The sequence below is a fragment of the Nocardiopsis alborubida genome (assembly GCF_012396365.1).
In the GTDB taxonomy this organism is placed as follows: domain Bacteria; phylum Actinomycetota; class Actinomycetes; order Streptosporangiales; family Streptosporangiaceae; genus Nocardiopsis; species Nocardiopsis alborubida.
This window is the reverse complement of record NZ_JAAXPG010000009.1, coordinates 100,278-125,527: the sequence shown is the minus strand read 5'-3', so window position 1 is coordinate 125,527 and position 25,250 is coordinate 100,278. Positions and strand designations below refer to the sequence as shown.

General features: G+C 68.8%; 40 protein-coding genes. 2 read left to right on the top strand and 38 right to left on the bottom strand.

What is annotated here, in order from left to right; genetic code table 11:
* Window positions 1-14 precede the first annotated feature (14 nt).
* The 5 genes from glmM to HGB44_RS11730 all read right to left on the bottom strand — a co-directional run bounded on the left by glmM (window position 15) and on the right by HGB44_RS11730 (window position 3,823).
* Window positions 15-1,352: a phosphoglucosamine mutase gene (gene glmM, locus HGB44_RS11750; protein WP_061079613.1), complete on the bottom strand. Its 1,338-nt coding sequence runs from the start codon at window positions 1,350-1,352 to the stop codon at window positions 15-17.
* A gap of 165 nt (window positions 1,353-1,517) precedes the next feature.
* Entirely contained in the window at window positions 1,518-2,027 is a 510-nt protein-coding gene (rpsI, locus tag HGB44_RS11745; RefSeq protein ID WP_017567323.1) for a 30S ribosomal protein S9, read from the bottom strand.
* Between the two features lie 37 nt (window positions 2,028-2,064).
* Window positions 2,065-2,514: a 50S ribosomal protein L13 gene (gene rplM / locus HGB44_RS11740; protein WP_082768264.1), complete on the bottom strand. Its 450-nt coding sequence runs from the start codon at window positions 2,512-2,514 to the stop codon at window positions 2,065-2,067.
* Between the two features lie 637 nt (window positions 2,515-3,151).
* Entirely contained in the window at window positions 3,152-3,550 is a 399-nt protein-coding gene (locus HGB44_RS11735; RefSeq protein ID WP_061079611.1) for a hypothetical protein, read from the bottom strand.
* An 84-nt stretch (window positions 3,551-3,634) separates the two neighbouring features.
* The gene (locus HGB44_RS11730; protein ID WP_061079610.1) at window positions 3,635-3,823 is read right to left on the bottom strand and encodes a hypothetical protein; all 189 of its coding nucleotides are present in this window, start codon (window positions 3,821-3,823) and stop codon (window positions 3,635-3,637) included.
* A 105-nt stretch (window positions 3,824-3,928) separates the two neighbouring features.
* On the opposite strand from HGB44_RS11730, the gene HGB44_RS11725 reads away from it, so the two are divergent.
* Window positions 3,929-4,879 carry a hypothetical protein gene (locus tag HGB44_RS11725; RefSeq protein WP_061079609.1) on the top strand — a complete coding sequence of 317 codons (951 nt, stop codon included), beginning with the start codon at window positions 3,929-3,931 and terminating at the stop codon, window positions 4,877-4,879.
* A 139-nt stretch (window positions 4,880-5,018) separates the two neighbouring features.
* Window positions 5,019-5,657 carry an NUDIX hydrolase N-terminal domain-containing protein gene (locus HGB44_RS11720; protein ID WP_061079608.1) on the top strand — a complete coding sequence of 213 codons (639 nt, stop codon included), beginning with the start codon at window positions 5,019-5,021 and terminating at the stop codon, window positions 5,655-5,657.
* 203 nt (window positions 5,658-5,860) lie between these two features.
* Here HGB44_RS11720 and truA read toward each other — a convergent pair whose 3' ends face one another.
* The 33 genes from truA to tuf form a co-directional block, all read right to left on the bottom strand.
* Window positions 5,861-6,700: a tRNA pseudouridine(38-40) synthase TruA gene (truA, locus tag HGB44_RS11715; protein WP_061079607.1), complete on the bottom strand. Its 840-nt coding sequence runs from the start codon at window positions 6,698-6,700 to the stop codon at window positions 5,861-5,863.
* Between the two features lie 113 nt (window positions 6,701-6,813).
* Complete coding sequence (gene rplQ, locus HGB44_RS11710; RefSeq protein ID WP_061079606.1) at window positions 6,814-7,356, bottom strand: 50S ribosomal protein L17; 543 nt, start codon at window positions 7,354-7,356, stop codon at window positions 6,814-6,816.
* Between the two features lie 70 nt (window positions 7,357-7,426).
* Complete coding sequence (locus tag HGB44_RS11705; protein WP_061079605.1) at window positions 7,427-8,449, bottom strand: DNA-directed RNA polymerase subunit alpha; 1,023 nt, start codon at window positions 8,447-8,449, stop codon at window positions 7,427-7,429.
* Window positions 8,450-8,621: 172 nt separating this feature from the next.
* Complete coding sequence (gene rpsK, locus HGB44_RS11700; RefSeq protein WP_013156138.1) at window positions 8,622-9,026, bottom strand: 30S ribosomal protein S11; 405 nt, start codon at window positions 9,024-9,026, stop codon at window positions 8,622-8,624.
* A 71-nt stretch (window positions 9,027-9,097) separates the two neighbouring features.
* Window positions 9,098-9,478: a 30S ribosomal protein S13 gene (rpsM, locus tag HGB44_RS11695; RefSeq protein WP_047869971.1), complete on the bottom strand. Its 381-nt coding sequence runs from the start codon at window positions 9,476-9,478 to the stop codon at window positions 9,098-9,100.
* Between the two features lie 221 nt (window positions 9,479-9,699).
* Window positions 9,700-9,813 (bottom strand): 50S ribosomal protein L36, encoded by a 114-nt coding sequence (rpmJ, locus tag HGB44_RS11690; RefSeq protein ID WP_013156136.1) that lies wholly within the window; start codon window positions 9,811-9,813, stop codon window positions 9,700-9,702.
* A gap of 47 nt (window positions 9,814-9,860) precedes the next feature.
* The gene (gene infA, locus HGB44_RS11685; RefSeq protein ID WP_013156135.1) at window positions 9,861-10,082 is read right to left on the bottom strand and encodes a translation initiation factor IF-1; all 222 of its coding nucleotides are present in this window, start codon (window positions 10,080-10,082) and stop codon (window positions 9,861-9,863) included.
* Between the two features lie 298 nt (window positions 10,083-10,380).
* A complete protein-coding gene (locus HGB44_RS11680) occupies window positions 10,381-10,845 on the bottom strand; it encodes a DUF1707 domain-containing protein (RefSeq protein ID WP_061079604.1) in 465 nt (154 codons plus the stop codon).
* Between the two features lie 59 nt (window positions 10,846-10,904).
* Window positions 10,905-11,729: a type I methionyl aminopeptidase gene (gene map / locus HGB44_RS11675; RefSeq protein ID WP_061079603.1), complete on the bottom strand. Its 825-nt coding sequence runs from the start codon at window positions 11,727-11,729 to the stop codon at window positions 10,905-10,907.
* Entirely contained in the window at window positions 11,729-12,388 is a 660-nt protein-coding gene (locus HGB44_RS11670; protein ID WP_210751497.1) for an adenylate kinase, read from the bottom strand. The genes map and HGB44_RS11670 overlap by 1 nt, the downstream gene beginning before the upstream one ends.
* A complete protein-coding gene (gene secY, locus HGB44_RS11665) occupies window positions 12,389-13,702 on the bottom strand; it encodes a preprotein translocase subunit SecY (RefSeq protein WP_061079601.1) in 1,314 nt (437 codons plus the stop codon).
* A gap of 278 nt (window positions 13,703-13,980) precedes the next feature.
* Window positions 13,981-14,445 carry a 50S ribosomal protein L15 gene (gene rplO, locus HGB44_RS11660; protein ID WP_047869966.1) on the bottom strand — a complete coding sequence of 155 codons (465 nt, stop codon included), beginning with the start codon at window positions 14,443-14,445 and terminating at the stop codon, window positions 13,981-13,983.
* A complete protein-coding gene (gene rpmD / locus HGB44_RS11655) occupies window positions 14,442-14,627 on the bottom strand; it encodes a 50S ribosomal protein L30 (protein ID WP_013156129.1) in 186 nt (61 codons plus the stop codon). Before rpmD ends, rplO begins: the two co-directional genes overlap by 4 nt.
* Before the next feature lie 2 nt (window positions 14,628-14,629).
* Complete coding sequence (gene rpsE, locus HGB44_RS11650) at window positions 14,630-15,232, bottom strand: 30S ribosomal protein S5 (protein WP_013156128.1); 603 nt, start codon at window positions 15,230-15,232, stop codon at window positions 14,630-14,632.
* A gap of 49 nt (window positions 15,233-15,281) precedes the next feature.
* Entirely contained in the window at window positions 15,282-15,662 is a 381-nt protein-coding gene (rplR, locus tag HGB44_RS11645) for a 50S ribosomal protein L18 (RefSeq protein ID WP_013156127.1), read from the bottom strand.
* Between the two features lie 2 nt (window positions 15,663-15,664).
* The gene (rplF, locus tag HGB44_RS11640) at window positions 15,665-16,201 is read right to left on the bottom strand and encodes a 50S ribosomal protein L6 (protein ID WP_061079600.1); all 537 of its coding nucleotides are present in this window, start codon (window positions 16,199-16,201) and stop codon (window positions 15,665-15,667) included.
* Window positions 16,202-16,218: 17 nt separating this feature from the next.
* Entirely contained in the window at window positions 16,219-16,617 is a 399-nt protein-coding gene (gene rpsH, locus HGB44_RS11635; protein WP_026115214.1) for a 30S ribosomal protein S8, read from the bottom strand.
* A gap of 270 nt (window positions 16,618-16,887) precedes the next feature.
* Entirely contained in the window at window positions 16,888-17,073 is a 186-nt protein-coding gene (locus HGB44_RS11630; RefSeq protein WP_017567307.1) for a type Z 30S ribosomal protein S14, read from the bottom strand.
* Window positions 17,074-17,086: 13 nt separating this feature from the next.
* Window positions 17,087-17,662: a 50S ribosomal protein L5 gene (rplE, locus tag HGB44_RS11625; protein ID WP_017567306.1), complete on the bottom strand. Its 576-nt coding sequence runs from the start codon at window positions 17,660-17,662 to the stop codon at window positions 17,087-17,089.
* On the bottom strand, window positions 17,662-17,967 hold the full coding sequence (gene rplX, locus HGB44_RS11620; RefSeq protein ID WP_013156122.1) for a 50S ribosomal protein L24: 306 nt from the start codon (window positions 17,965-17,967) through the stop codon (window positions 17,662-17,664). The genes rplE and rplX overlap by 1 nt, the downstream gene beginning before the upstream one ends.
* 3 nt (window positions 17,968-17,970) lie before the next feature.
* On the bottom strand, window positions 17,971-18,339 hold the full coding sequence (gene rplN, locus HGB44_RS11615) for a 50S ribosomal protein L14 (RefSeq protein WP_013156121.1): 369 nt from the start codon (window positions 18,337-18,339) through the stop codon (window positions 17,971-17,973).
* A gap of 103 nt (window positions 18,340-18,442) precedes the next feature.
* Entirely contained in the window at window positions 18,443-18,715 is a 273-nt protein-coding gene (gene rpsQ / locus HGB44_RS11610) for a 30S ribosomal protein S17 (RefSeq protein WP_013156120.1), read from the bottom strand.
* Entirely contained in the window at window positions 18,712-18,963 is a 252-nt protein-coding gene (gene rpmC / locus HGB44_RS11605) for a 50S ribosomal protein L29 (protein WP_013156119.1), read from the bottom strand. Before rpmC ends, rpsQ begins: the two co-directional genes overlap by 4 nt.
* Complete coding sequence (rplP, locus tag HGB44_RS11600; RefSeq protein ID WP_017567304.1) at window positions 18,963-19,376, bottom strand: 50S ribosomal protein L16; 414 nt, start codon at window positions 19,374-19,376, stop codon at window positions 18,963-18,965. Before rplP ends, rpmC begins: the two co-directional genes overlap by 1 nt.
* Window positions 19,377-19,379: 3 nt before the next feature.
* Complete coding sequence (gene rpsC / locus HGB44_RS11595; RefSeq protein WP_061079599.1) at window positions 19,380-20,186, bottom strand: 30S ribosomal protein S3; 807 nt, start codon at window positions 20,184-20,186, stop codon at window positions 19,380-19,382.
* Window positions 20,186-20,554, bottom strand: a complete 369-nt coding sequence (gene rplV / locus HGB44_RS11590) for a 50S ribosomal protein L22 (protein ID WP_017567302.1) — start codon at window positions 20,552-20,554, stop codon at window positions 20,186-20,188. Before rplV ends, rpsC begins: the two co-directional genes overlap by 1 nt.
* 72 nt (window positions 20,555-20,626) lie before the next feature.
* Window positions 20,627-20,905 carry a 30S ribosomal protein S19 gene (gene rpsS, locus HGB44_RS11585; protein WP_013156115.1) on the bottom strand — a complete coding sequence of 93 codons (279 nt, stop codon included), beginning with the start codon at window positions 20,903-20,905 and terminating at the stop codon, window positions 20,627-20,629.
* Between the two features lie 12 nt (window positions 20,906-20,917).
* Window positions 20,918-21,757, bottom strand: coding sequence for a 50S ribosomal protein L2 (rplB, locus tag HGB44_RS11580; protein ID WP_013156114.1), 840 nt, complete (start codon window positions 21,755-21,757; stop codon window positions 20,918-20,920).
* 58 nt (window positions 21,758-21,815) lie between these two features.
* Window positions 21,816-22,106 (bottom strand): 50S ribosomal protein L23, encoded by a 291-nt coding sequence (gene rplW / locus HGB44_RS11575; RefSeq protein ID WP_013156113.1) that lies wholly within the window; start codon window positions 22,104-22,106, stop codon window positions 21,816-21,818.
* A complete protein-coding gene (rplD, locus tag HGB44_RS11570; protein ID WP_061079598.1) occupies window positions 22,103-22,774 on the bottom strand; it encodes a 50S ribosomal protein L4 in 672 nt (223 codons plus the stop codon). The genes rplW and rplD overlap by 4 nt, the downstream gene beginning before the upstream one ends.
* A gap of 3 nt (window positions 22,775-22,777) precedes the next feature.
* Window positions 22,778-23,428, bottom strand: a complete 651-nt coding sequence (gene rplC / locus HGB44_RS11565) for a 50S ribosomal protein L3 (protein WP_017567299.1) — start codon at window positions 23,426-23,428, stop codon at window positions 22,778-22,780.
* 12 nt (window positions 23,429-23,440) lie between these two features.
* On the bottom strand, window positions 23,441-23,749 hold the full coding sequence (gene rpsJ / locus HGB44_RS11560; protein ID WP_013156110.1) for a 30S ribosomal protein S10: 309 nt from the start codon (window positions 23,747-23,749) through the stop codon (window positions 23,441-23,443).
* Between the two features lie 252 nt (window positions 23,750-24,001).
* The gene (tuf, locus tag HGB44_RS11555) at window positions 24,002-25,195 is read right to left on the bottom strand and encodes an elongation factor Tu (RefSeq protein ID WP_047869958.1); all 1,194 of its coding nucleotides are present in this window, start codon (window positions 25,193-25,195) and stop codon (window positions 24,002-24,004) included.
* Between the last annotated feature and the right edge of the window lie 55 nt (window positions 25,196-25,250).

The following is a 25,250-nucleotide window of genomic DNA, read 5'->3' as shown; positions in this document are numbered from 1 at the left end:
TGGAAGGGGTTCCTTCAACCGAGCGCGGAGCGCACCACGGCGGCGAGCCGCTCGGCCACCGCGGTGGCCTGCTCCTGCTCCGGCGCCTCGACCATGACCCTGACCTTGGGCTCGGTTCCGCTGGGCCGGATCAGCACCCGGCCGGTCTCGCCCAGCTCCTCCTCGGCCGCGCGCACGGCCGCCGCGAGCTCAGCGGAGTCCTTGGCACGGGCCTTGTCCACGTCGGGCACGTTGACGAGCACCTGCGGCAGGCGGGTCATCACCTTGGCCAGTTCCGCCAGGCCCTGCTCGCGGTGGGCCATCGCGGCCAGCAGGTGCAGGCCGGTCAGGACACCGTCGCCGGTGGTGGCGTGCTCCAGCAGGATCACGTGCCCCGACTGCTCGCCGCCCAGGCCGAACCCGCCGCGCTTCATCTCCTCCAGCACGTAGCGGTCGCCCACCGCGGTCTCCGCCACGGTGATGCCCTCCCGCTCCATCGCCAGCTTCAGGCCCAGGTTGGACATGACCGTGACCACGAGCGTGTCCTGGGCGAGCTTGCCCGCCTCCTTGGCCTCGGTGGCCAGGATCGCCAGGATCTGGTCGCCGTCCACCACGCGTCCCCCGGCGTCCACGGCCAGGCAGCGGTCGGCGTCGCCGTCGTTGGCGATACCGGCGTCCGCGCCGTGCAGGCGGACCGCCTCCTGGAGCACCTCCAGGTGGGTGGAGCCGCACCCCTCGTTGATGTTGTGGCCGTCCGGCTGGTCACCGATCGCCACGACCTCCGCGCCCGCGCGGCGCAGCGCCTCGGGCGCGACCAGGGCGGAGGCGCCGTTGGCGCAGTCCACCACGACCTTGAGGCCCTTGAGGCTGTGGGGCACCGAGGCCAGCACGTGCTCGACGTAGCGCTCGGCGCCGTCGTGGGCGTCGGTGACCCGGCCGACGAGGTCGCCCACGGCGGGGGTGGAGGGCACGCCGAGCATGCCCTCGATCTCCTCCTCCAGGGCGTCCTCCAGCTTCTGGCCGCCCCGCGCGAAGAACTTGATGCCGTTGTCGGGGGCCGGGTTGTGGCTGGCGGAGAGCATCACGCCGAAGTCGGCGCCGAGCGCGCCGGTCAGGTAGGCCACGGCCGGGGTGGGCAGCACGCCCACGCGCACCACGTCCACACCTGTGCTGGCCAGGCCCGCGACGACGGCGGCCTCAAGGAACTCGCCGGAGGCACGCGGATCCCGGCCCACCACGGCCTTGGGCCGCGCCCCGTCGCCGCCGCGGGTCAGCACCCGCGCCGCCGCGACGGACAGCTCCAGCGCGAGGGCGGCGGTCAGGTCCCGACCGGCGACACCGCGTACACCATCTGTTCCGAACAGCCGAGCCACAGGAGGACAGCCCCTTTCGAAGACGGCACCGAATCGCGGCGCCGGTGGAGTAGCGAGGGTGGCCCAGACAAGCCACCGGGAAAACCGAAGGCCCGCACGCCGCCCCCGGTGGTGGGAACGGCGTACGGGCCGAAGCTCAGCCGAGCGGTTGCCGGCGCATGAGCACTAGCGCTTGGAGAACTGGGGAGCCTTGCGCGCCTTCTTGAGACCGGCCTTCTTGCGCTCCACCTCACGGGCGTCGCGGGTCAGGAAACCGGCCTTCTTGAGGGTCGGGCGGTTGTTCTCCGGGTCCAGGGACGCCAGCGCGCGGGCGATGCCGTGGCGCAGGGCGCCGGCCTGGCCGCTGGTGCCGCCGCCGTCGAGACGGGCGAAGACGTCGTAGGCGCCGTCGAACCCGAGGGAGACGAACGGCTCCTTGATGGTCTGCTGGTGGACCTTGTCCGGGAAGTACGCCTCAAGCGACTTGCCGTTGACCTTCCACTCGCCCGCGCCGGGGGCGATGCGGACACGGGCGACGGCCTGCTTGCGGCGACCGGTGCCGGCGCTGGGGCCGGACGCGGTGGGGACGTAGGCGGCGGCGTTCTCGTCGGACTCGCTGGTGTACTCGGAGGGGAACTCCTCCGGGTTCTCCACGTACTCCTGCTCGACGTCTTCGATGCCGGTGGGCTCGACCACGGTTCTCCTCGTGCTCTCTGTAAAAGTCTGCGAACGCCTAGGCGGGCTGCTCGATCTTGGTGATTTCGAACGCAACCGGCTGCTGGGCCTGGTGCGGGTGCTCCGGACCGGCGTACACCTTGAGCTTCTTGGCCATCTGGCGGCCCAGGGAGCCGTTGGGGAGCATGCCCTTGATGGCCTTCTCGATAGCCCGCTCGGGGTTCTTCTCCAGCAGGTCGGCGTAGGAGACGGAGCGCAGGCCGCCCGGGTAGCCGGAGTGCCGGTAGGCGCGCTTCTGCTCCAGCTTCTTGCCGGTCAGGGCGACCTTGTCGGCGTTCACGACGATCACGAAGTCGCCGGTGTCGATGTGGGGCGCGTAGTACGGCTTGTGCTTGCCCCGAAGCAGCGTGGCAACCTGGCTCGCCATACGCCCGAGCACGAGATCGGTAGCGTCGACAACGTGCCACTGACGCTGGACATCGTTTGGTTTGGGGCTGTATGTGCGCACGATCGTTTGCCTTCGCTCTTCAGTCGGCTGCCCCATCCCGTGCGGGGATGGGGGACTCGTATACACACCCGCGGTTGCGGGGGCGTCTGGCCGGATATCCCGTGCCATGTCACAGGACTCTCCGAGTGGTGAGTGCGCAGACGATGGTGCGTGGATCGGCGCCCGATGCTCGGGGCCCACGGCAACTCAACGCACAACGACGGAATATCCTACCTGGCCACCGCCGCGCAGGTCAAAGCCAGCGGCGGGGCGGACCGGCCGGACCGCGCTCGGCGGGAAAAACACCGGCACGGGGTCACATCCGTGACCTCTCCGTCTTTTATTATGCCCGTTGCCGGGAGTGCTTCGTCCTGTTCCCGCCCCCGCGTTGGTTACGCTTGCACCGAAAGGCCGGTCTGCTCCCGTGATGACGGGCACCGACGCGACCTTGGAGACGCCCGTCACGGTCGCCGGCACCACGGGAACCCGGAACGGACGGCACCGCGCGGCCCAGGCACACGTGCCGGTGGACCGCGGCCCAGTCCCACCCCCAGAGCCCTCGGAGACTCCCATCAGTACCCATCCGAACCAGCCACAGTACGGTCCCGACGGGCGACCCGTCGGACCGGAGGCCGGTGAAGGCCAGGACCTGCTCGGGTCAGCGCCCTCCCACACCGAGGGCCAGCATCCCACATCGGGGCCACAGCAGACACATGCCGCGCCCCCGCCCGACCAGTATCCCCCGCACCCACAGCACCACCCCTCCCCCGCGCAGCCCAGCGCCCCCCAGACCCCGCCGTACGACCAGGTCGGCCCGCAGCAGGGCTACCCCGGCGGCGCCCGTCAGGCCCGCCCCGGCGGCCAGGGCGGACCGAGCGGACCGCAGGCTCCGCCCCAGCCCCCGAACGGCCCGCAGAACCCGCGCTACGGCCAGGGCGGGCAGCCCCAGGGCGTGCCCGGCTCCCCCGGCGGCCCGGTGGGCGCGCCCACCGGCGGGCAGGCCCCCATGCGTCCGGGGCAGCCGCCGCAGGGCACCGGCGGCCAGTTCCCGCCGCACGGGGCCCCCACCGGCGGCCAGCCGCCGATGCAGGCTCCTCCGGGCGGGCGTCCCCCGTACCAGGCGCCCACGGGCGGACACCCGTCACACCAGGGCCCCGGGCACCAGGCTCCCACCGGCGGCCACCCGGGCATGGGGCAGGCTTCGGGCCCGCACGTGCCCCCCGGGCAGAACGCCGCCCCGGGCCAGCCCGCCCAGCCCGGACAGCTTCCCCCCGGTGCGCTCCCACCCGGCGCCCCCGTACCGCCGCACGCCCCCGGGCACACCGGCCACCGGCCCGGACCCCAGGGCCCCGTCCCCGGGCTCCCCCCCGGCGCGCAGGGCGTGCCGCAGGGCCGTCCCGGGTACCCCGGAGCGCCCGTCGGCCCTCCCCCGGGCATGCCCCCCGGGTCGGCGCCCCCGAACGCCCAGCAGGCCTACCAGGCGCCGCCCCAGCCCCCCGCCGCCGCGCCCCCGGCGCCCGTCCGGGAGGAGCCCGTGTTCCCCCCGGACGCGATGGGCGCCACACAGCACATCAGCGCGGTTCCCCCCTCCCCCGGCGGCCGCCCGCTGTTCCGGGACGAGGTCCCCGACGACGCCGGTGTGGACACCGCGCAGTTCGACGCCCAGGGGGTCAACGACTACGACGAGTACGACGGCTACGACGACGACTACCAGTACGGCGACGGCGGCACTGACACGCGCGCCCGCAAGCGCCGGATCATGATGATCGCCGGTTTCGCCGTACTGCTGGTCCTCGCGGGCGGCGGGACGTTCCTCCTCGCCACCAGCATGGGCTCGGGCGGCGCGAACGCCGCGACCGTCGCCGACGAGGCCGACGACCCGGGCGCGCTCGACGCGGAGGCCCTCTTCCCCGAGAGCATGGAGGTCGAGGGCCAGGGCACGTTCACCCGCGTGGCCGTCGAGGACACCGAGGACTGCGCCGCCGGGGCCCACGGCGACTACGGCCAGGTGCTCGCCGACAACGAGTGCCGCCAGATGGTGCGCGCCTCCTACCTCAGCGAGGACGAGGGCCACGCCGTGACCGTCGGCGTGGCCGCCATGCCCACCGGCGAGGAGGCGGCCGCCGCGATGGAGGCCCAGGACCTCGTGGCCACGCAGTGGTTCGCCGGCCTGCCCGGCGAGGAGGGCAGCCCCGCCGAGCGCCTGGGCCACTCCGGCGGCCACGGCAGCAGCGGCCAGTGGGGCCGCTACCTGCTCTTCTCCCTGGCGGCCAACAGCGACGGCACCGAGGAGGGCGGCGAGGGCGAGTCCGCCACCGAACTGCGCGCCATCAGCGAGGGCTTCCTCCAGGAGGCCCACACCAGCCTCAGCGACAACCGCGGCTGAGCGGTCGCGGGCGACCGCGAGGGGCACCCGGAGAACGGGTGCCCCTTCTTCTTCCCGTCCACAGGCGGGTTCCACCGGCGTCCGCGGCGGGCAGGAGTCCCGGCGGACCGGTCCGCGAGCACTGGGGGAGATCGCGACGATGACAGAACCCGCCGAACGGATCCGGCGCATCGCGATGGAACTCACCGCGCAGTCGGAGTCGGGACTGGCGTACTGCACCAACGGGTTCGATATCGAGCGGTTCCACCGCGTCGGAGCCCTGGCCCGCGACCTGATGCAGATGGTGGCCGCCGGGGAGCTCCCCGGGTACGAGCGGGGCGTGGCCGCGGCCGCCGGTTACACCACCCCCAAGCTCGACGTGCGCGGCGGCGTCTTCGACCCCTCCGGCCGAGTGCTGCTCGTCCGGGAGATCTCGGACGGCCACCGCTGGACCCTGCCCGGCGGGTGGTGCGACGTCCTGGAGAGCCCGAGGCAGGCGATCGAACGCGAGGTCCGCGAGGAGGCCGGGCTGCCCGTGCGGGCGGTCCACCTCGCCGGGGTCCTCGACCGCCACCTGTGGCCCCACGTGCCGGCCTATGACCGCCACATCTACAAGCTCCTCTTCGTGTGCGCGCCGCTGGCCGCCCCCGACCCCGCCTTCAGCAGCGACGAGACCAGCGCGGTCGGGTGGTTCGACGTGGACGGCCTGCCCGAGCTGTCGGTGTCGCGGGTACTGCCCGAGCAGATCGCACTGCTGCACCGGCACTGGGCGGACCCGGGGCCGGCTCACGTCGACTGAGAACACGGGGGGCACCCGGCGAACGGGTGCCCCTTCCTCCTGGCCACGGGCACTTGTCCACAGGCGTGTCTCCGCGCTTTCCCGCGACCCGGCGCGACTCTGACCTTGATAAGGGGGTTCCCACCCCGCCGCCTCGTGCTGCCCGCGCTCCCGAAGCCGCCGGCCCCTCGGGCCGGACCCCGGGGCCGAAGCCACCGGCCACCTCAGACCGAGTGGCCCCGGCAGGGCAGCTCCCGCACTCGGCGGGTCGCCGAGGCGCGCACGGCCAGCTCCTCGTCGGCCGGGTAGCGCACCTCCTCCAGGCTGAGCCCCTGCGGCCCCACCACGTGCACCGACGAGTCCCGCGTACCGGCACCGAGCACCTTCCCCGGCCAGTCCACGTCCCGGCGGCCGTCGCCCACCGCCAGGAGCGCGCCCACGAGCGCGCGCACCATGTTGTGGCAGAACGCGTCCGCCTGGATCGTCCCGTGCAGCAGGTGCTCGTCCACCCGGGTCCACTCCAGGCGCAGCAGCTCCCGGATGGTCGTCGCGCCCTCGCGCTTCTTGCAGAACGCCGCGAAGTCGTGCTCACCCACCAGGCGCTCCGCCGCAGCGTTCATCCGGTCGGCGTCCAGCGGGCTGCGGTGCCACAGCACGTCCCGCCGCAGCAGCGGGTCCACCCCGTAGGGGGCGTCGCTCACCCGGTACAGGTACCGCCGGAACAGCGGCGAGAACCGGGCGTCGAACCCGGGCGGCGCCAGCCGCGCCGCGCGCACCCGCACGTCCCTGGGCAGCACCCCGGCCAGGCGCCGGAGCACGCGCTCCCCCTCGCTCTCCCACGTCCGCGCGGGGATGTCGGCCTGCGCCACCTGCCCCCGAGCGTGCACACCGGCGTCCGTGCGCCCCGCACACGTCAGCGACACCTCCGGCAGGCGCAGCACCCGCGCCATCGCCGCCTCCAGCTCGCCCTGCACCGTGCGCCGGCCCGGCTGCGCGGCCCACCCGGAGAAGTCCGTGCCGTCGTAGGCCACGTCCAACCGCACCCGAACCGTCGTCTCGTCCATAACCCGACCCTCTCCGCGTCCACGAAAAAGACGAGTGCCCGACCCCCGCGGGGATCGGGCACTCGCCGAACGGTGCGTGCGCGGTACGCGTTCGCGCGCCCGCGCCCCGCACGCTACTTGTCGTCAGCCGGGCCCTCCGCCTGGGCCGTCTCGTCGGCCTTGGCGGTCTGGTCGGAGGTGGTGTCCTCCGCCGGCTGGTCGCCGGCCTCGTCCGCCGCGGCGGTCGCGTCGGCCTTGGGCTCCTCGGCCTTGGGCTCCTCGGCCGCGGGCTTGGCGGCCGGGGCGGCGGCCTGGGCGCTCAGCGCCTCGACCAGCTCGATCACGGCCATCGGGGCGTTGTCACCCTTGCGCGGACCGATCTTGGTGATCCGGGTGTAGCCACCGGGACGGTTCTCGTAGCGCGGGCCGATCTCGGTGAACAGCTCGTGCACGACGGCCTTGTCCGTGATCTTGGTCAGGACCTGGCGGCGGGCGTGCAGGTCACCGCGCTTGCCGAGGGTGATCAGCTTCTCCGCGTACGGGCGCAGGCGCTTGGCCTTGGCCTCGGTGGTGCGGATGCGGCCGTGCTGGAACAGCGAGGTGGCGAGGTTCGCCAGGATGTGCCGCTCGTGAGCGGGCCCGGAACCCAGACGGGCGCCCTTGGTAGGCGTGGGCATGGTGTCGTTCTCCTAGTGATGCGGTCCGCGGCCGCACTCGGCCGGGGACCATGTGGGCGACGAAGGTCGGTTAGTACTGCTCCGTCTCGACGAAGGACTCGCCCTCGTCGTCCTCGGAGCTGTAGGAGTCGGCCGCCGAGCTGGGGTCGAATCCGGGCGGGGAGTCCTTCAGCGACAGGCCCATGTCGACGAGCTTCTGCTTGACCTCGTCGATGGACTTGGCACCGAAGTTGCGGATGTCCAACAGGTCCTGCTCGGAGCGGGCAACCAGCTCACCGACGCTGTGGATGCCCTCACGCTTGAGGCAGTTGTAGGACCGGACCGTGAGGTTGAGGTCCTCGATCGGCAGCGCCAGGTCCGCCGCCAGGGCGGCGTCCGTGGGCGACGGGCCCATGTCGATGCCCTCGGCGTCGACGTTGAGCTCACGCGCCAGACCGAACAGCTCGACCAGGGTCTTGCCCGCGCTGGCGACCGCGTCCCGGGGACGGATGGCCGGCTTGGTCTCGATGTCGACGATCAGGCGGTCGAAGTCGGTGCGCTGCTCGACACGGGTGGCCTCGACCTTGTAGGTCACACGCAGGACCGGGGAGTAGATGGAGTCGATCGGGATCCGGCCGATCTCCTGTCCCGCCTGCTTGTTCTGCGTCGCCGAGACGTAGCCGCGGCCGCGCTCGACCGTCAGCTCCATCTCCAGCTTGCCCTTGCCGTTGAGCGTGGCGATGTGCAGGTCGGGGTTGTGCACCTCGACACCGGCCGGCGGAGCGATGTCCGCGGCGGTCACCACACCGGGGCCCTGCTTGCGCAGGTACATCAGCACCGGCTCGTCGTGCTCGGAGCTGACGACCAGGCCCTTGAGGTTGAGGATCATCTCGGTGACGTCCTCCTTGACACCGGGCACGGTGGTGAACTCGTGCTCGACGCCCTCGATGCGGATGCTCGTGACAGCCGCGCCGGGGATGGAGGACAGCAGGGTGCGCCGAAGCGAGTTGCCGATGGTGTAGCCGAAGCCCGGCTCCAGCGGCTCGATGACGAACTTCGAGCGCAGGTCCGAGGCGACTTCCTCGGTGAGCGTGGGACGCTGTGCGATCAACATGGTCCGTGTCTTCCCTTCCACATGGCCGCCCGCTATTTGACGGCCACCCGGCGGACACCACCTCGGTGTCCGCTACTCGGATTCCTACCCCGTCCGCGCGGGCTCCCACAGGGGAGCGCGCGGAACCAGGCGCGGCGCCCGCGCGGGTAGGTGCGCGGGCGCCGATGCGGGATCAGACCCGGCGGCGCTTGGGCGGACGGCAGCCGTTGTGCGGAACCGGCGTCACGTCCTGGATGGAGCCGACCTCCAGCCCGGTCGCCTGGAGCGAGCGGATGGCGGTCTCCCGGCCCGAGCCCGGGCCCTTCACGAAGACGTCCACCTTGCGGACGCCGTGCTCCTGGGCGCGGCGGGCAGCGGCCTCGGCGGCCATCTGCGCGGCGTAGGGGGTCGACTTGCGCGAACCCTTGAAGCCCACCTGGCCGGAGCTGGCCCACGAGATCACGGCACCGGTCGGGTCGGTGATGCTCACGATCGTGTTGTTGAACGTGCTCTTGATGTGAGCGTGCCCGTGGACAATGTTCTTCTTTTCCTTGCGGCGCACCTTGCGCGCGGCACCCTGACGGCCCTTAGGCGGCATGAGCGAAACTCCCAGAGATCATCGGTCCGTTGTCGTTCCCGGACGCGTGCTTACAGTCCAGTCCGAGCGGACTACTTCTTACCGGCCTTCTTCTTACCGGCCACGGTCTTCTTCTTGCCCTTGCGGGTGCGCGCGTTGGTCTGCGTGCGCTGACCGCGGACGGGGAGTCCACGGCGGTGGCGGATGCCCTGGTAGCTACCGATCTCCATCTTGCGGCGGATGTCGCCCTGCACCTCACGGCGCAGGTCACCCTCGACCTGGTAGTTCGAGCCGATCCACTCGCGCAGCTTGACGAGGTCTTCCTCGGACAGCTCGTAGACGCGCGTGTTGCCGTCGACGCCGGTGCTCTTCAGGGTCTCCAGGGCGCGCGTGCGCCCGATCCCGAAGATGTACGTGAGAGCGATCTCCACCCGCTTGTCGCGGGGAAGGTCAACACCTTCGATACGTGCCATGTGGGCGAAACTCCTCGTTGCCCTATGCGGAGGTCTGGCCCGTTCCACCCTCTCGTCGCCCAATCGACGAGGCCCCGGCCTCCGACCGGGGGTGCCTCCCGCACCGCACTGGCGTCGGGAGTCGGAACAGGTTTTCGTTGTGTCGTGCGCCCGGTGCGGTGCTGACGCACCGGCCGGGCCGATCGCGGTGTGTGAAGCCGCGGCGAGCGGAGCGGGGGTGACTAACCCTGGCGCTGCTTGTGCCGCGGGTCCGAGCAAATGACCATGATCCGGCCGTTACGGCGGATCACGCGGCACTTCGCGCAGATCTTCTTCACGCTCGGCTTGACCTTCATGGTGACTCCGAACTCATACTCTCCCGGGCCGCGAGGCCCGTGAGGGGCTACTTGTAGCGGTAAACGATGCGCCCGCGCGTGAGGTCGTACGGGCTCAGCTCCACGACGACACGGTCGTCGGGGAGAATACGGATGTAGTTCATCCGCATCTTGCCGCTGATGTGGGCAAGGACCTGGTGCCCGTTGTCGAGCTCTACCTTGAACATAGCGTTGGGTAGGGACTCGACAACGGAACCCTCGATCTCGATGGCGCCGTCTTTCTTGGCCATGTCCTTCCACGCCTCGCTCATCGTTTGGTTGATCAGGACAACCCGACGCGACCCCAGTGGCCCCGCATGACGCTACGGCCCCGGCAACGGCGGATGGCCGTCACCGACGCCGAGGGACACTGGAAGTTCAGGCCAACTGCAAAGGCGAACGTCGGTTGGAGGACGTGGCGCAAAGAAGGCAGACTGACCCAACAGCCCGCGTATGGGCAAGGACAGTCTATCCCCTTCCGGCAAGTACTTCCGCCCGCCGAACGGAGCACCCTACCGCACCGGGACGCGGGCGGGCACGGGGCCCGGGTCAGGGCGTCCCGTCGCCGTCGGTGTGGTGCTTCTGTCCGGCCAGGACCCCCACGGTCACGATACCCATCACGATGCCCCACGGTCCCATGACCCACAGGAACCACGGGTAGTCGTAGTCGGTGGTGAGGAACAGGATCAGCCAGATGACGAAGCACAGGATGTTGACCCCGCCGTAGAGGGCCCACGGCACCATCAGCGCCGGATCGCGCATGCTGATCCGGGGGGCCACCGCGAACTCCTCGTCCCCGGGGGCGGCCCCGCGGATGTCGGCGAGGTCGCGCTCGGGGAGGTCCTGGGTGACCGTGGCGAGCTCGCCCGTGGTCCTGGCCTTGTAGACGCGGCCGAGGCGGTCGGTGAACTCCTCGTGGTCCAGTCGCCCCTGGGCGAAGTGCTCCTGGAGGAGCTGGGCGACGCGGTCGCGTTCCGCGTCGGACGTTCGTATCGACGGCACCGGGTCGGACACTGCGCGCACCTCGCATCTTCACCCGGAAGCGGCCCCGCGCTCCGCGCGGGACGAAACCCCTACCAGGTTGGCTGGACGAACCCCATGTCGGCGATTTTATCGCGGTTGGACTCGCGCGCGGTCAGCACGACGGGCCCGTCCGCGGTCACCGCGACCGTGTGCTCGAAGTGTGCGGCGCGACCGCCGTCGCGCGTCACCACGGTCCACCCGTCGTCGAGCTGCACCACGTCGTGGCGGCCCAGGGTGGTCATCGGCTCGATCGCCAGGCACATGCCCTCGACCAGTCTCATGCCCTTGCCGCGCTTGCCGTAGTTGAGCACGTGCGGATCCATGTGCATCTCGGTGCCGATGCCGTGGCCGCCGTACTCGCGGACGTTGCCGTAGCCGCCGTTGCGGGAGATGTGGCCGCCGATCGCGTGGCCGATGTCGCCCAGGCGCCTGCCCGGACGCAGCTCGGCGATCCCCTGCCACATGGACTCCTCGCAGACCTCCATCATGCGCAGGTCCTCGGGGCGGCCCTCGCCGACCGCGACGGTGATCGCCGAGTCGCCGTGCCAGCCCTCCAGGATGGCCCCGCAGTCGATGGAGATGATGTCGCCCTCGGCCAGCACCCGCTGAGCGCTGGGGATGCCGTGGACGACCTCCTCGTTCACAGAGGCGCAGATGGAGCCCGGGAAACCGTGGTAGCCCTTGAAGGAGGGGACGGCGCCCGCGTCGCGGATGACCTTCTCCGCGAGGGAGTCCAGCTCCAGGGTCGACACCCCGGGCCGCACCGCGGCCCGGAGGGTGTCCAGGGCGCGGGCCACGACCTGGCCCGCCGCCCTCATCCTGGCGATCTGCTCCGGAGTCTTGATCTGCACGTCCGGATCGGTGTTGCGAAACATCAGGAGCCGGCCCCGACCTTCTCGATGGCGGCCTTGGCGCGGGCCGTCACCTCGTCCACGGTCCCCGTCGCGGCGATGGTGGCCAGCAGGCCCCGGGCCTCGTAGAACTCCACCAGCGGAGCGGTCTGCTCGCGGTAGACCTTGAGGCGGTGCCTGATGGTCTCCTCGCGGTCGTCCTCGCGCTGGTACAGCTCGGCGCCCTCGTTGTCGCACCTGCCCGCGGTCTCGGGGGCGTCGTACTCCACGTGGTACACCCGGCCGCACTCGGGGCACGAGCGGCGTCCCGACAGGCGCCTGACCACCTCGTCCTCGTCCACCCTCAGCTCCAGGACGACGTCCAGGCGGGTGTCGAGGTCGGCCAGCATGCCTTCGAGCGTCTCGGCCTGCGGGACGTTGCGCGGGAAGCCGTCGAGCAGGAAGCCCGCCGCGGCGTCGTCCTGCGCCAGCCGGTCCTTGACCATGGCGTTCGTGACCTCGTCGGGGACGAGGTCACCGCGGTCCATGTACTCCTTGGCCTTCTTGCCGAGGTCGGTCTTACCGCTGACGTTGGCCCGGAAGATGTCCCCCGTGGACACCTTCGGGATCGACAGTTCGGACGCGAGGATCTGGGCCTGGGTGCCTTTGCCGGCCCCAGGCGGCCCCACCAATACTGCTCGCATTTATCGCAGAAAACCTTCGTAGTTCCTCTGCTGGAGGTGACTCTCGATCTGCTTCACCGTGTCCAGCCCGACACCGACCATGATCAGGATGCTCGTCCCTCCGAAGGGGAAGTTCGCGCTTGCGCCGGTGGCGCCGAGGGCGACCATCGGCAGGAGAGCGATCACACCCAGGTACAGGGATCCGGGGGTCGTCAGCCTCGTCAACACGTAGTCGAGGTACTCGGCGGTCGGACGCCCTGGTCGGATACCCGGGATGAACCCACCGTACTTCTTCATGTTGTCGGCGACCTCAGCGGGGTTGAAGGTAATCGCCACGTAGAAGAACGCGAAGCCGATGATCATGACGAAGAACGTCGCCATGTACACGGGGTGGGTGCCGGTGAGGAAGTAGTCCTGCACGAAGGTCGCCACGGGATGGGTGGAGTCCTGTCCCATGAGGCCCACGAGCAACTGCGGCAGGTAGAGCAGCGAGGAGGCGAAGATCACGGGGATGATGCCCGCCTGGTTCACCTTCAGCGGGATGTAGGTCGAGCTGCCGCCGTACATGCGGCGGCCGACCATGCGCTTGGCGTACTGCACCGGGATGCGGCGCTGGGCCTGCTCCATGAAGACCACCGCGGTGATGAGCACCAGGCCGGCGATGCAGATGAGGGCGAAGACCCAGATCGAGCGCTCCTGGAACAGCGCGATCATGGAGGAGGGGAACATCGCGATGACCTGGGTGAAGATCAGCAGCGACATGCCGTTGCCCACGCCGCGCTCGGTGATGAGCTCGCCGAACCACATGATGATGGCGGTACCGGCGGTCATCGTGAACACGATGGTCACCAGGGTCAGGATGTCCTGGTTGGGCATGTAGGAGCTGACCGGGATGGCCCCCTGGAACAGGGCGCCGGTCCGGGCCATGGCGACGATGCTGGTGGCCTGGAGGACACCGAGCATGAGCGTCAGGTAGCGGGTGTACTGGGTGATCTTGCTCTGCCCGGACTGGCCCTCCTTCTTGAGGGCCTCCAGACGGGGGATCACCACCGTGAGCAGGTTGATGATGATGCTCGCGGTGATGTACGGCATGACCCCGAGCGCGAACACCGCCAGTTGCAGCAGGGCACCGCCGCTGAACAGGTTGACGAGTGCGTACACACCGGACTGGTCCGAGGAGGTGATCGCCTCCATCTGGTCCCTGATCGCCGCGGAGTTGATACCCGGCGCCGGGATCACAGAGCCCAGACGGAAGATCGTCAGGATGAACAGTGTGAACAGCAGCTTGTTGCGCAGGTCGGGCGTGCGGAATGCACGAACGAACGCACCTAGCACGTCTCCTCCTGCGCAGCTTCGGCGGCGGAACGGGTTCCAGACATCGCGGCCGATCCTGAATCGTCGTAGAACGTCAGCTCCGGGCGGTCGCCCGTTGCTCGGAAGTATTCACAGTACGTCAAGCGGTGAACTCAAACAGATGGCACTGTAACAGTGATCACTCGGAAGTTGAGTTCGTGAGACATAACGATCACCGCTCACAACGCGTGGGGGCGTCCGCCAGCCGGTCCTTGACCTGCCGGGCGAACGCCCCCAGTCGCTCATCGCGGGGAAGCCCCCTACAGCTCGGTGGTCGAGCCACCGGCGGCGGAGATCTTCTCCTTCGCCGAGGAGGAGAACGCGTGCGCGCTCACCTGCACGGCGACGGAGATCTCACCCGTACCCAGCACCTTGACGAGCTGGTTCTTGCGAACCGCGCCCTTGGCGACCAGGCTCTCGACGGTGACCTCGCCACCCTCGGGGTAGAGCTCGCTCAGCCGGTCCAGGTTGACGACCTGGTAGGTCGTCTTGAACCGGGCGTTGCTGAAGCCCTTGAGCTTGGGCACCCGGCGGATGAGGGGCATCTGCCCGCCCTCGAAGCCGGGGCGGACGGTGTTACGAGCCTTCGTGCCCTTGGTGCCACGACCGGCGGTCTTGCCCTTGGACGCCTCGCCACGACCCTTGCGGATCTTGGCCTTGTTGGAGCCCGGGGCGGGACGCAGGTGGTGCAGCTTGAGCAGCTCGTCGGGGTTGTAGTCGCTCATTCGGCAACCTCCTCGACAGAGACGAGGTGCGCGACGATCGTGATCTGCCCGCGAACCTCAGGGCGGTCCTCACGGACGGTGGACTTGCCGATCCGGCCCAGACCCAGCGACTGGAGAGCAGCGTGCTGCTTCACCTTGCCGCCGATCTTGGAGCGGGTCTGCGTGATCTTGAGCTTGGCCATGGTCAGGCTCCTGCCTTCGCCTCAGCGCGAGCACGCAGCATGGCAGCCGGGGCGACGTCCTCGATCGGCAGGCCACGGCGGGCGGCGATCTCCTCGGGCTGGTTGATGCCCTTCAGAGCCGCCACGGTGGCGTGCACGATGTTCAGCGGGTTGGACGAGCCGAGCGACTTGCTCAGCACGTCGTGGATGCCGGCGCACTCCAGCACGGCGCGCACGGGGCCACCGGCGATGACGCCGGTACCCGGAGCGGCCGGACGGAGCAGGACGACGCCGGCCGCGTCCTCGCCCTGGACCCGGTGCACGATCGTGCCCTGGATGCGGGGAACGCGGAAGAAGTTCTTCTTCGCCTCCTCGACACCCTTGGCGATCGCGGCCGGGACCTCCTTGGCCTTGCCGTAACCGACACCGACCATGCCGTTGCCGTCGCCGACGACGACCAGGGCGGTGAAGGAGAAGCGACGGCCGCCCTTGACGACCTTCGCGACCCGGTTGATGGTCACGACCTTCTCGATGTAGGAGACACCCTTGTCTGCGGCGCCGCCGCGGCGATCGTCACGGCGATCACGCCGCTCGCCACCGGCGCCGCGCCGCGGTGCTGCAGCCATCAGTGGTTCCTCTTCTCGTGGTTGATCTTGGCCGTTGCAGAGGTCATCGCTAGAACTCCAGCCCGCCCTCGCGCGCCGCGTCGGCGAGCTTGGCGATACGACCGGCGTACTGGTTGCCGCCGCGGTCGAAGACGACCGCGGAGACACCGGCGGCCTTGGCGCGCTCGGCGATGAGCTGACCGACCTTGACGGACTTGTCGGACTTGGTGCCCTCGTCGGCGCGCAGATCGGCCTCGACACTGGAGGCGGCGGCCAGGGTGTGACCCCTGGTGTCGTCGATGACCTGCGCGACGATGTGCTTGGAGGAGCGGAACACGGCCAGGCGCGGACGCTCGGCGGTACCCACGACCTTCTTGCGGACGCGGAACTGGCGGCGCGCACGGGAGGTGGCGCGCTTGGTGGTCCGCTTGCGGCTCACGGTGCTACCCATGCCTACTTACCAGCCTTTCCGGCCTTGCGGCGGATGTGCTCACCCTGGTACCGCACGCCCTTGGCCTTGTACGGGTCAGGCTTGCGCAGACCGCGGATGTTCGCGGCGACCTGGCCCACCAACTGCTTGTCGATGCCCTCGACGTGGAGGATGGTCGGCTTCTCCACGCGGAAGGTGATGCCCGCGGGGGGCTCGACCACGACGGGGTGGCTGTAGCCCAGCGAGAACTCCAGGTTGGAGCCGCGGGCCTGGACGCGGTAACCCACACCGTGGATCTCCAGCGTCTTGGTGTAACCCTTGGCCACGCCCTCGACGAGGTTGGCGATGAGCGCACGGGTAAGACCGTGCAGCGAGCGGTTCTCCGGCTTGTCGTCCGGACGCGCCACCGTGATAACCCCGTCTTCGAGGGCCACGGTGATCGGCTCGGCGACGGTGTGCTTCAGCTCGCCCTTCGGACCCTTGACGGTGACGTCCTGCCCGTTAATCGTGACTTCGACGCCCTTGGGGACCGAGAGCGGCAGTCGACCGATTCGCGACATGCTTCAATCTCTCCCTGTTACCAGACGTAGGCGAGGACTTCGCCGCCCACGCCACGCTTCTTGGCCTGCTTTTCGGTCATCAGGCCACCGGACGTCGAAATGATCGCCACGCCGAGGCCACCCAGCACCCGCGGCAGGTTCTCCTTCTTGGCGTACACCCGCAGACCGGGCTTGGAGACCCGGCGGATGCCCGCGATGGAACGCTCCCGGGTGGGGCCGTACTTCAGGTCCAGGACGAGGTTCTGGCCCACGGGGGCCTCCTCGGTCCGCCAGCCCTGAATGAAGCCCTCCTGCTGGAGGATCTCGGCGATGTGCGCCTTGATCTTGGAATACGGCATTCCCACGGTGTCGTGGTAAGCCGAATTCGCGTTGCGCAGACGCGTGAGCATGTCTGCGATCGGGTCGGTCATCGTCATGGCCGACTGGCCCTTCCTCACCGCGGTTTCCGAGTGCGGGCTTTCCCAGAGCCTGCCCTTGCGCGGGTACTCCCGCGAAGATGCACAAACGGACCTACGGCGTGGTCGTGGGCACCGCGGTCCCCTTCGGGACTGCCGTGCCCTGGTGGTTGGATGTTGCCGGACCGTGCCGCATCGTGCGGTCACGGACGCTGTGCGCGCCGAGGATGGCGCTTCGGGGGGCCGACTCCGTGCGCTCAGGGGAGAGCGACCGGTCGGCCCCGCCGGAAACTACCAGCTCGACTTGGTGATACCGGGCAGCTCGCCCCGGTGGGCCATCTCACGGAAGCAGATACGGCACAGGCCGAACTTCCGGAAGACGGCGCGCGGGCGGCCGCACCGCGAGCATCGAGTATACGCGCGAACGGCGAACTTCGGCTTCCGCTGCGACTTCGCGATCAGCGACTTCTTGGCCATGTGTGCTTACCCCTCAGGCTTCCTTGAACGGGAAACCGAGCCGCTTGAGCAGGCTGCGGCCCTGTTCGTCGCTCGTGGCGGTGGTGACGACCGTGATGTCCATCCCACGCTGCCGGTCGACCTTGTCCGGGTCCACCTCGTGGAACATGACCTGCTCGGTCAGCCCGAAGGTGTAGTTGCCGTTCCCGTCGAACTGCTTCGGGGAAAGGCCACGGAAGTCCCGGATACGGGGCAGGGCCAGCGAGAGCAGCCGGTCGAGGAACTCCCACATCCGGTCGCCGCGCAGCGTGACGCTGGCGCCGATCGGCTGACCCTCGCGCAGCTTGAACTGCGCGATGGAGTTCTTGGCCCGGTTGATCCGCGGCTTCTGGCCGGTGATCGCCGACAGGTCGGCGACCGCGCCCTGGATCAGCTTCGCGTCACGAGCCGCCTCGCCCACACCCATGTTGACCACGATCTTCGTCAGACCGGGGACCTGCATGATGTTGGCGATGTCGTGCTCCTCCTTGAGGGCAGCGACGATCTCGTTCCGGTACTTCTCCTTGAGCCGCGGCATCGGAGGGGCGGTGATGTCGTTGGTAACCGTCATCAGATGTCCTTACCGGTGCGGCGGGAGACGCGAACCTTGGTTCCGTCTTCCTCGAAGCGGTAGCCGACCCGGGTGGCCTTGCCATCCTCCACGAGCGCGACGTTGCTCACGTGGATGGGGGCCTCCTTGGTGACGACCTCGCCCTGCTGGCCGCCCGCCGGGTTGGCCTTCCTGTGCTTCTTGACCAGGTTGACGCCCTCGACAACGACACGGTCTTCCTTCGGCAGGGCCTTGACGACCTTGCCGGTGGCACCCCGGTTCTTGCCGGCGAGAACGATGACCTCGTCGCCAGATTTGATCTTCATCGCTTAGAGCACCTCCGGCGCCAGCGAAATGATGCGCATGTACTTCTTGTCACGCAGCTCGCGGCCGACCGGGCCGAAGATGCGGGTGCCTCGCGGGTCCCCACCGTCCTTGATGAGCACGGCAGCGTTCTCATCGAAGCGGATGTAGGAGCCGTCGGGCCGGCGGCGCTCCTTGACGGTGCGCACGACAACGGCCTTGACGACGTCGCCCTTCTTGACTCCAGCGCCAGGCAGGGCGTCCTTCACCGTGGCGACGATGGTGTCGCCGATCCCGGCGTAGCGCCGACCCGAGCCACCGAGAACACGGATGGTGAGGATCTCCTTGGCACCCGTGTTGTCGGCGACCTTGAGTCGCGACTCCTGCTGAATCACGTCTGCTCCTGATGTGATGCGTGCGGTCCACTGCCGCACGGCTAGGTGGTCTCACCCCTGGGATCGGCGGCCGACACGGGTGTCGGCCGCCGACAGGCTGGGGTTACTTAGCCTTCTCCAGGATCTCCACGACGCGCCAACGCTTCGTCGCGGAGAGCGGCCTGGTCTCCATCAGTCGGACCAGGTCGCCCACACCACAGGAGTTCGCCTCGTCGTGCGCCTTGTACTTGGACGTGCGACGGATGACCTTGCCGTACCTGGCGTGCGTGATGCGGTCCTCGACCTCGACGACGACGGTCTTGTCCATCTTGTCGCTGACGACGTAGCCCTCGCGCACCTTGCGGTAGTTGCGGGTCGCGGTCTGGTTCTCACTCATTCGGCTGCTTCCTTCTCCTGCGCCGACTCACCAGACAGCGGGGCGATACCCAGCTCGTGCTCACGCAGGATCGTGTAGATCCGGGCGATCTCGCGCTTGACGGTACGCAGTCGGCTGTGGTTGTCGAGCTGGCCGGTGGCGGCCTGGAAGCGGAGGTTGAACAGCTCTTCCTTGGCTTCCTTGAGCTTGGCGACCAGGTCCTCGACGGACTGGTCACGGAGCTCATGGGCAGTCACGGACTTGGCCATCACTCCCCCTCCCGCGTAACGAACTTGCACTTCATCGGGAGCTTGTGCATCGCACGACGCATCGCCTCCTTGGCGATGGCCTCGGGCACGCCCGACAGCTCGAACATCACGCGACCGGGCTTGACCGGCGCGACCCACCACTCCGGGGAGCCCTTACCGGAACCCATGCGGACCTCGGCGGGCTTCTTGGTCAGCGGGCGGTCCGGGAAGATGTTGATCCACACCTTGCCGCCACGCTTGATGTGACGCGTCATGGCGATACGAGCGGACTCGATCTGACGGTTCGTCACGTAGGCCGACTCCAGGGCCTGGATGCCGAACTCGCCGAAACTGACCGTCGTGCCGCCCTTGGCCTTGCCGCGCAGATCCGGGTGGTGCTGCTTGCGGTACTTGACCTTACGAGGAATAAGCACTGGTCAGCTCCCCTCGGACTTCGCGGACTCGGCCGGGGCCTTGGCCTCGGCGTTCTGCGGCTGACCGCCACCGGCGCCACCGCGACGACGACGCTGGGGGCGCTCGCGGCGCTGACCGCCGCCACCGCCGCCACCGCCGCCGGCGGAGCGCTGCGCGGCCTGGGCCGCCTCGCGCTCGGCGCGGGTGGCGGGCGCGTCACCCTTGTAGATCCAGACCTTCACACCGATGCGGCCGAAGGTCGTACGGGCCTCGAAGAAGCCGTAGTCGATGTCGGCGCGCAGCGTGTGCAGCGGCACACGACCCTCGCGGTAGAACTCCGACCGCGACATCTCGGCCCCGCCCAGACGGCCACCGCACTGGATGCGGATGCCCTTGGCACCGCTCTTCATCGCGGTCTGCATGGCCTTGCGCATCGCGCGGCGGAAGGCCACGCGGCTGCTCAGCTGCTCGGCGACGCCCTGGGCGACGAGCTGCGCGTCGATCTCGGGGTTCTTGACCTCGAAGACGTTCAGCTGGACCTGCTTGCCGGTCAGCTTCTCCAGGTCCGTCCGGATGCGGTCGGCCTCGACGCCGCGGCGGCCGATGACGATGCCCGGCCGGGCGGTGTAGACGTCAACACGGACGCGGTCACGGGTGCGCTCGATCTCCACCTTGGAGATGCCCGCGCGCTCCATGCCACGGGTCAGCATCCGACGGATCGCGACGTCTTCCTTGACGTAGTCCTTGTAGGACTTGTCGGCGTACCAACGGCTCTTGAAGTCGGTGGTGATGCCGAGGCGGAACCCGTGCGGGTTTACCTTCTGCCCCACTATCGGGTCCTTTCCTTCGTCTTGGACGAGGCGCCCGAGCGCTCAGCGACGACCACGGTGATGTGGCTCGTGCGCTTGGTCACCCGGAAGGCGCGGCCGAAGCCTCGCGGGCGAATGCGCTTCAGGGTCGGACCCTCGTCCACCCACGCGCCTTCGACCACCAGCGTCCCGCGGTCCAGCTTGTCGTTGTGCTCGGCGTTGGCGATGGCACTAGCCAGCACCTTGCCAACGGGCTCGCTCGCCGACTGGGGCGCGAACCGGAGCACCGCCTGTGCCTCGTCAGCGGGCAACCCGCGAATAAGGTCCACCACCCGGCGGGCCTTTCGGGGCGTAACACGGACGAACCGTGCCTGTGCCCTCGTTCCCATCGCTTTTCCCTCGCTCACGGAAATTCATCTCCACTCACCGTGGAGAAATGGTTCTTTCTCCTGCTGCAACCGCTAACGGCGGCTACGGCGGTCTTCCTTGACGTGGCTGCGGAAAGTACGCGTGGGAGCGAACTCACCGAGCTTGTGGCCGACCATCGACTCGGACACGAACACGGGGACGTGCTTGCGGCCGTCGTGGACGGCGATCGTGTGACCGATCATCTCCGGAACGATCATGGACCGCCGGGACCACGTCTTGATGACGTTCTTGGTCCCCTTCTCGTTCTGCGACTCCACCTTCTTGATGAGGTGGTCGTCGACGAAGGGACCCTTCTTAAGGCTACGTGGCATCAGACGTGCTCCTTACCGCTTCTTCTTACCGCTACGCCGACGCCGCACGATGAGCTTGTCGCTGGCCTTGTTCTTGGCCCGGGTCCGGCCTTCCTTCTTACCCCAGGGGCTGACCGGGTGACGGCCGCCGGAGGTCTTGCCCTCGCCACCACCGTGGGGGTGGTCGACCGGGTTCATCACGACACCACGGACGGTCGGGCGCTTGCCCTTCCAGCGGGAGCGGCCGGCCTTGCCCCAGTTGATGTTGGACTGCTCGGCGTTGCCCACCTGGCCGACGGTCGCGCGGCAGGTGATCTCCACCATGCGCATCTCGCCGGAGGGCATACGCAGCGTGGCGTACTTGCCCTCCTTGGCCAGGAGCTGGATCTGCGAGCCCGCGGAGCGGCCCAGCTTGGCGCCGCCACCCGGCTTCAGCTCGACCGCGTGCACGAACGTACCCGTGGGGATGTTGCGCAGCGGGAGGCAGTTGCCGGGCTTGATGTCGGACTGCGGACCGTTCTCGACCCGGTCGCCCTGCTTGAGGCCGGCCGGAGCCAGGATGTAGCGCTTCTCGCCGTCCACGTAGTGGAGCAGCGCGATGCGCGCGGTGCGGTTCGGGTCGTACTCGATGTGCGCGACCTTGGCCGGCACGCCGTCCTTGTCGTGACGACGGAAGTCGATCACGCGGTAGGCGCGCTTGTGGCCACCACCCTGGTGACGGGCGGTGATCCGGCCGTGGCCGTTGCGGCCGCCCTTGGAGTGGAGCGGACGCACCAGGGACTTCTCGGGCTCCGAGCGCGTGATCTCGACGAAGTCGCTCACGCTGGAGCCGCGACGACCCGGCGTCGTCGGCTTGTACTTACGAATGCCCATCTTCTTCGCGCATTCCTTTACGTGTTGCTTGGTGTGTAGCGGTCAGACCCGGGAGAGGTCAGACACCGAAGATGTCGATCCGGTCGCCCTCGGCGACGCTGACGATCGCACGCTTGGTGTCGGGACGCTTCCCGTAACCGAAGCGGGTGCGCTTGCGCTTGCCCTTGCGGTTGATCGTGTTCACGCTCGTGACCTTCACCTCGAAGATCTTCTCGATCGCGATCTTGATCTGGGTCTTGTTGGCGTCCGGGCGGACGATGAACGTGTACTTGTTCTCGTCCATGAGCCCGTAGCTCTTCTCGGAGATCACCGGCTCGACGATGATGTCCCGGTGGTCGGCGATCCTCACTGGTCGTCCTCCTCGGACTGCGCGGCCTTCGAGGCACCGGCCGCGTGGGCCAGGAACTCGGCGTAGCCCGCCTCGGTGAAGACCACGTCGTCCGAGTAGAGGACGTCGTAGGTGTTCACCTGGTCCGCGTCGAGGATGTGCACCTCTTCGACGTTGCGCAGGGCGCGCCGGTTGTGCTCGTCCTCGCGGGCCAGCACCACCAGGACCTTGTCGGACTCGGTGACCTGGCGCAGCGTCTTCAGAGCGGTCTGCGTGAACTTGCTCTCCAGGTCCTCGGCCACGAACTGGCTGACGACGTGGATGCGGCCGTGGCGCGCCCGGTCGGAGAGGGCTGCGCGCAGGGCGGCGGCCTTCATCTTCTTGGGGGTGCGCTGGCTGTAGTCGCGAGGCTGGGGTCCGTGGACCGTGCCGCCGCCGGTGTACTGCGGGGCGCGGATGGAACCCTGGCGGGCCCGGCCGGTGCCCTTCTGGCGGTAGGGCTTCTTGCCACCGCCGCGGACCTCGCCGCGGGTCTTGGTGGCGTGGGTGCCCTGACGGCCAGCGGCGAGCTGGGCGTTCACGACCTGGTGGATCAGCGGGATGCTGACCTTCTGGGCGAAGACGCTGTCCGGCAGCTCGACGCTGCCCTTGGCGCCGCCCTCGGGGTTCTTGACCTCGATCTGGGCCATGGCTTACTTGTCCCCCTTCACAGCGGTGCGGACGAGCACCAGACCGCCGTTGGGACCGGGGACGGCACCCTTGACCAGGATGAGCCCCTTCTCCGCGTCCACGGAGTGGACGGTCAGGTTCTGGACGGTCTTGCGCACGTTGCCCATGCGACCGGCCATGCGCATGCCCTTGAACACGCGTCCGGGCGTGGCGCAGCCGCCGATGGAACCGGGCGAGCGGTGCTTGCGCTGGGTGCCGTGCGAGGCGGAGAGGCCGCGGAAACCGTGGCGCTTCATCACACCGGCGAAGCCCTTGCCCTTGCTCTTACCCGTGACGTCGACCTTCTGGCCGATCTCGAAGCTGTCCGCGGTGACCTCCTGGCCGAGCGTGTACTCGGTGGCGTCGACCGTGCGGACCTCGACGTAGTGGCGGCGCGGGGTCAGGTCGTGGCTGCGCAGGTAGTCGCCGAGGGGCTTGTTGACCTTGCGCGGGTTGATCTGCCCGTAGCCGAGCTGGATGGCGGAGTAGCCATCGGTGTCCGGAGTCCGGATGCGGCTCACGACGCACGGACCGGCCTTCAGAACCGTCACGGGCACCATCTTGCCCGTGTCGTCGAAGACCTGGGTCATGCCGAGCTTTTCGCCCAGAACTCCCTTGATCTGCTTGGTGGCCATGTCTGTGCGTCCTTAAAGCTTGATCTCGATGTCAACGCCCGCCGGGAGGTCGAGTCGCATGAGCGAGTCCACCGTCTTCGGCGTGGGGTCGATGATGTCGATCAGCCGCTTGTGCGTGCGCATCTCGAAGTGCTCGCGCGAGTCCTTGTACTTGTGCGGCGATCGGATGACGCAGTAAACGTTCTTCTCCGTCGGCAGCGGCACCGGGCCCGCGACCTGTGCGCCAGTTCGCGTCACGGTCTCGACGATCTTGCGAGCCGAGCTGTCGATGACCTCGTGGTCATAGGCCTTTAGCCGAATGCGGATCTTCTGTCCCGCCATGTGGCCTGTTCGTCCTTCGCTTCAGTGTCCGTAACGGTGAGCTGTCCCGGTCACAGACGCCCAGGCCCGGCGGATCCGCCGTTGCAGCCGTGAGCCCCTATTCCCTTGAGAAACCGCAACAGGGCTTGCCCCTGCGGTGCGTCACCGTCACAGAGCCCGATGACGTCTTGTGTGCTGGCGGGCGGGCCGTGGACCCACGGCCCACCCACCATGGCGGGGACGGCTCCGGAAGGGGCCGCCCCCGCACGGGTACTACTTGAGGATCTTCGTGACGCGACCCGCGCCCACGGTCCGGCCACCCTCGCGGATGGCGAACTTCAGACCGTCCTCCATGGCGACCGGCTGGATGAGCTGGACGGTCATCTCGGTGTTGTCACCGGGCATGACCATCTCGGTGCCCTCCGGCAGCGTCACGACGCCGGTGACGTCGGTCGTGCGGAAGTAGAACTGCGGGCGGTAGTTGTTGAAGAACGGCGTGTGGCGGCCACCCTCGTCCTTGGACAGGATGACGACCTGGGCCTCGAACTCGGTGTGCGGGGTGGTCGTACCGGGCTTGATGACGACCTGGCCGCGCTCGACGTCCTCGCGCTTGATGCCGCGCAGGAGCAGACCGACGTTGTCGCCGGCCTGGCCCTGGTCGAGCAGCTTGCGGAACATCTCGACACCGGTGACCGTGGTGGTCTGCTTCTCGTCCTTGATGCCGACGATGTCCACGGTCTCGTTGACGTTGACGATGCCGCGCTCGATGCGACCGGTGACGACGGTGCCGCGACCGGTGATCGAGAAGACGTCCTCGATCGGCATGAGGAAGGGCTTGTCGGTGTCACGCTCGGGCTCGGGGATGAACTGGTCCACGGTGCCCATGAGCTCCAGGACGGCCTTGCCCCACTCCTCGTCGCCCTCCAGCGCCTTGAGCGCGGAGACCTTGGTGACGGGAACGTCGTCGCCGGGGAACTCGTACTCGCTGAGGAGCTCACGGACCTCGAGCTCGACGAGCTCGAAGATCTCCTCGTCGTCCACCATGTCGGCCTTGTTCAGGGCCACCACGATGTAGGGCACGCCGACCTGGCGGGCCAGGAGCACGTGCTCCTTGGTCTGCGGCATCGGGCCGTCGGTGGCGGCCACGACCAGGATGGCGCCGTCCATCTGCGCCGCACCCGTGATCATGTTCTTCACGTAGTCGGCGTGACCGGGGCAGTCCACGTGGGCGTAGTGACGCGCCTCGGTCTGGTACTCGACGTGGGCGACGGAGATGGTGATACCGCGCTCGCGCTCCTCAGGAGCGTTGTCGATGTCCTCGAACGGCGTGAACGGGTTCAGCTCCGGGTACGCGTCGTGCAGCACCTTGGTGATGGCCGCGGTCAGCGTGGTCTTGCCGTGGTCGATGTGACCGATGGTGCCGATGTTGACGTGCGGCTTAGTCCGCTCGAACTTTGCTTTCGCCACTGGATGTCTCCTAGACGTACAGAGCTGTCTGGTGCTCGCTCCCCGCGTGGACGGG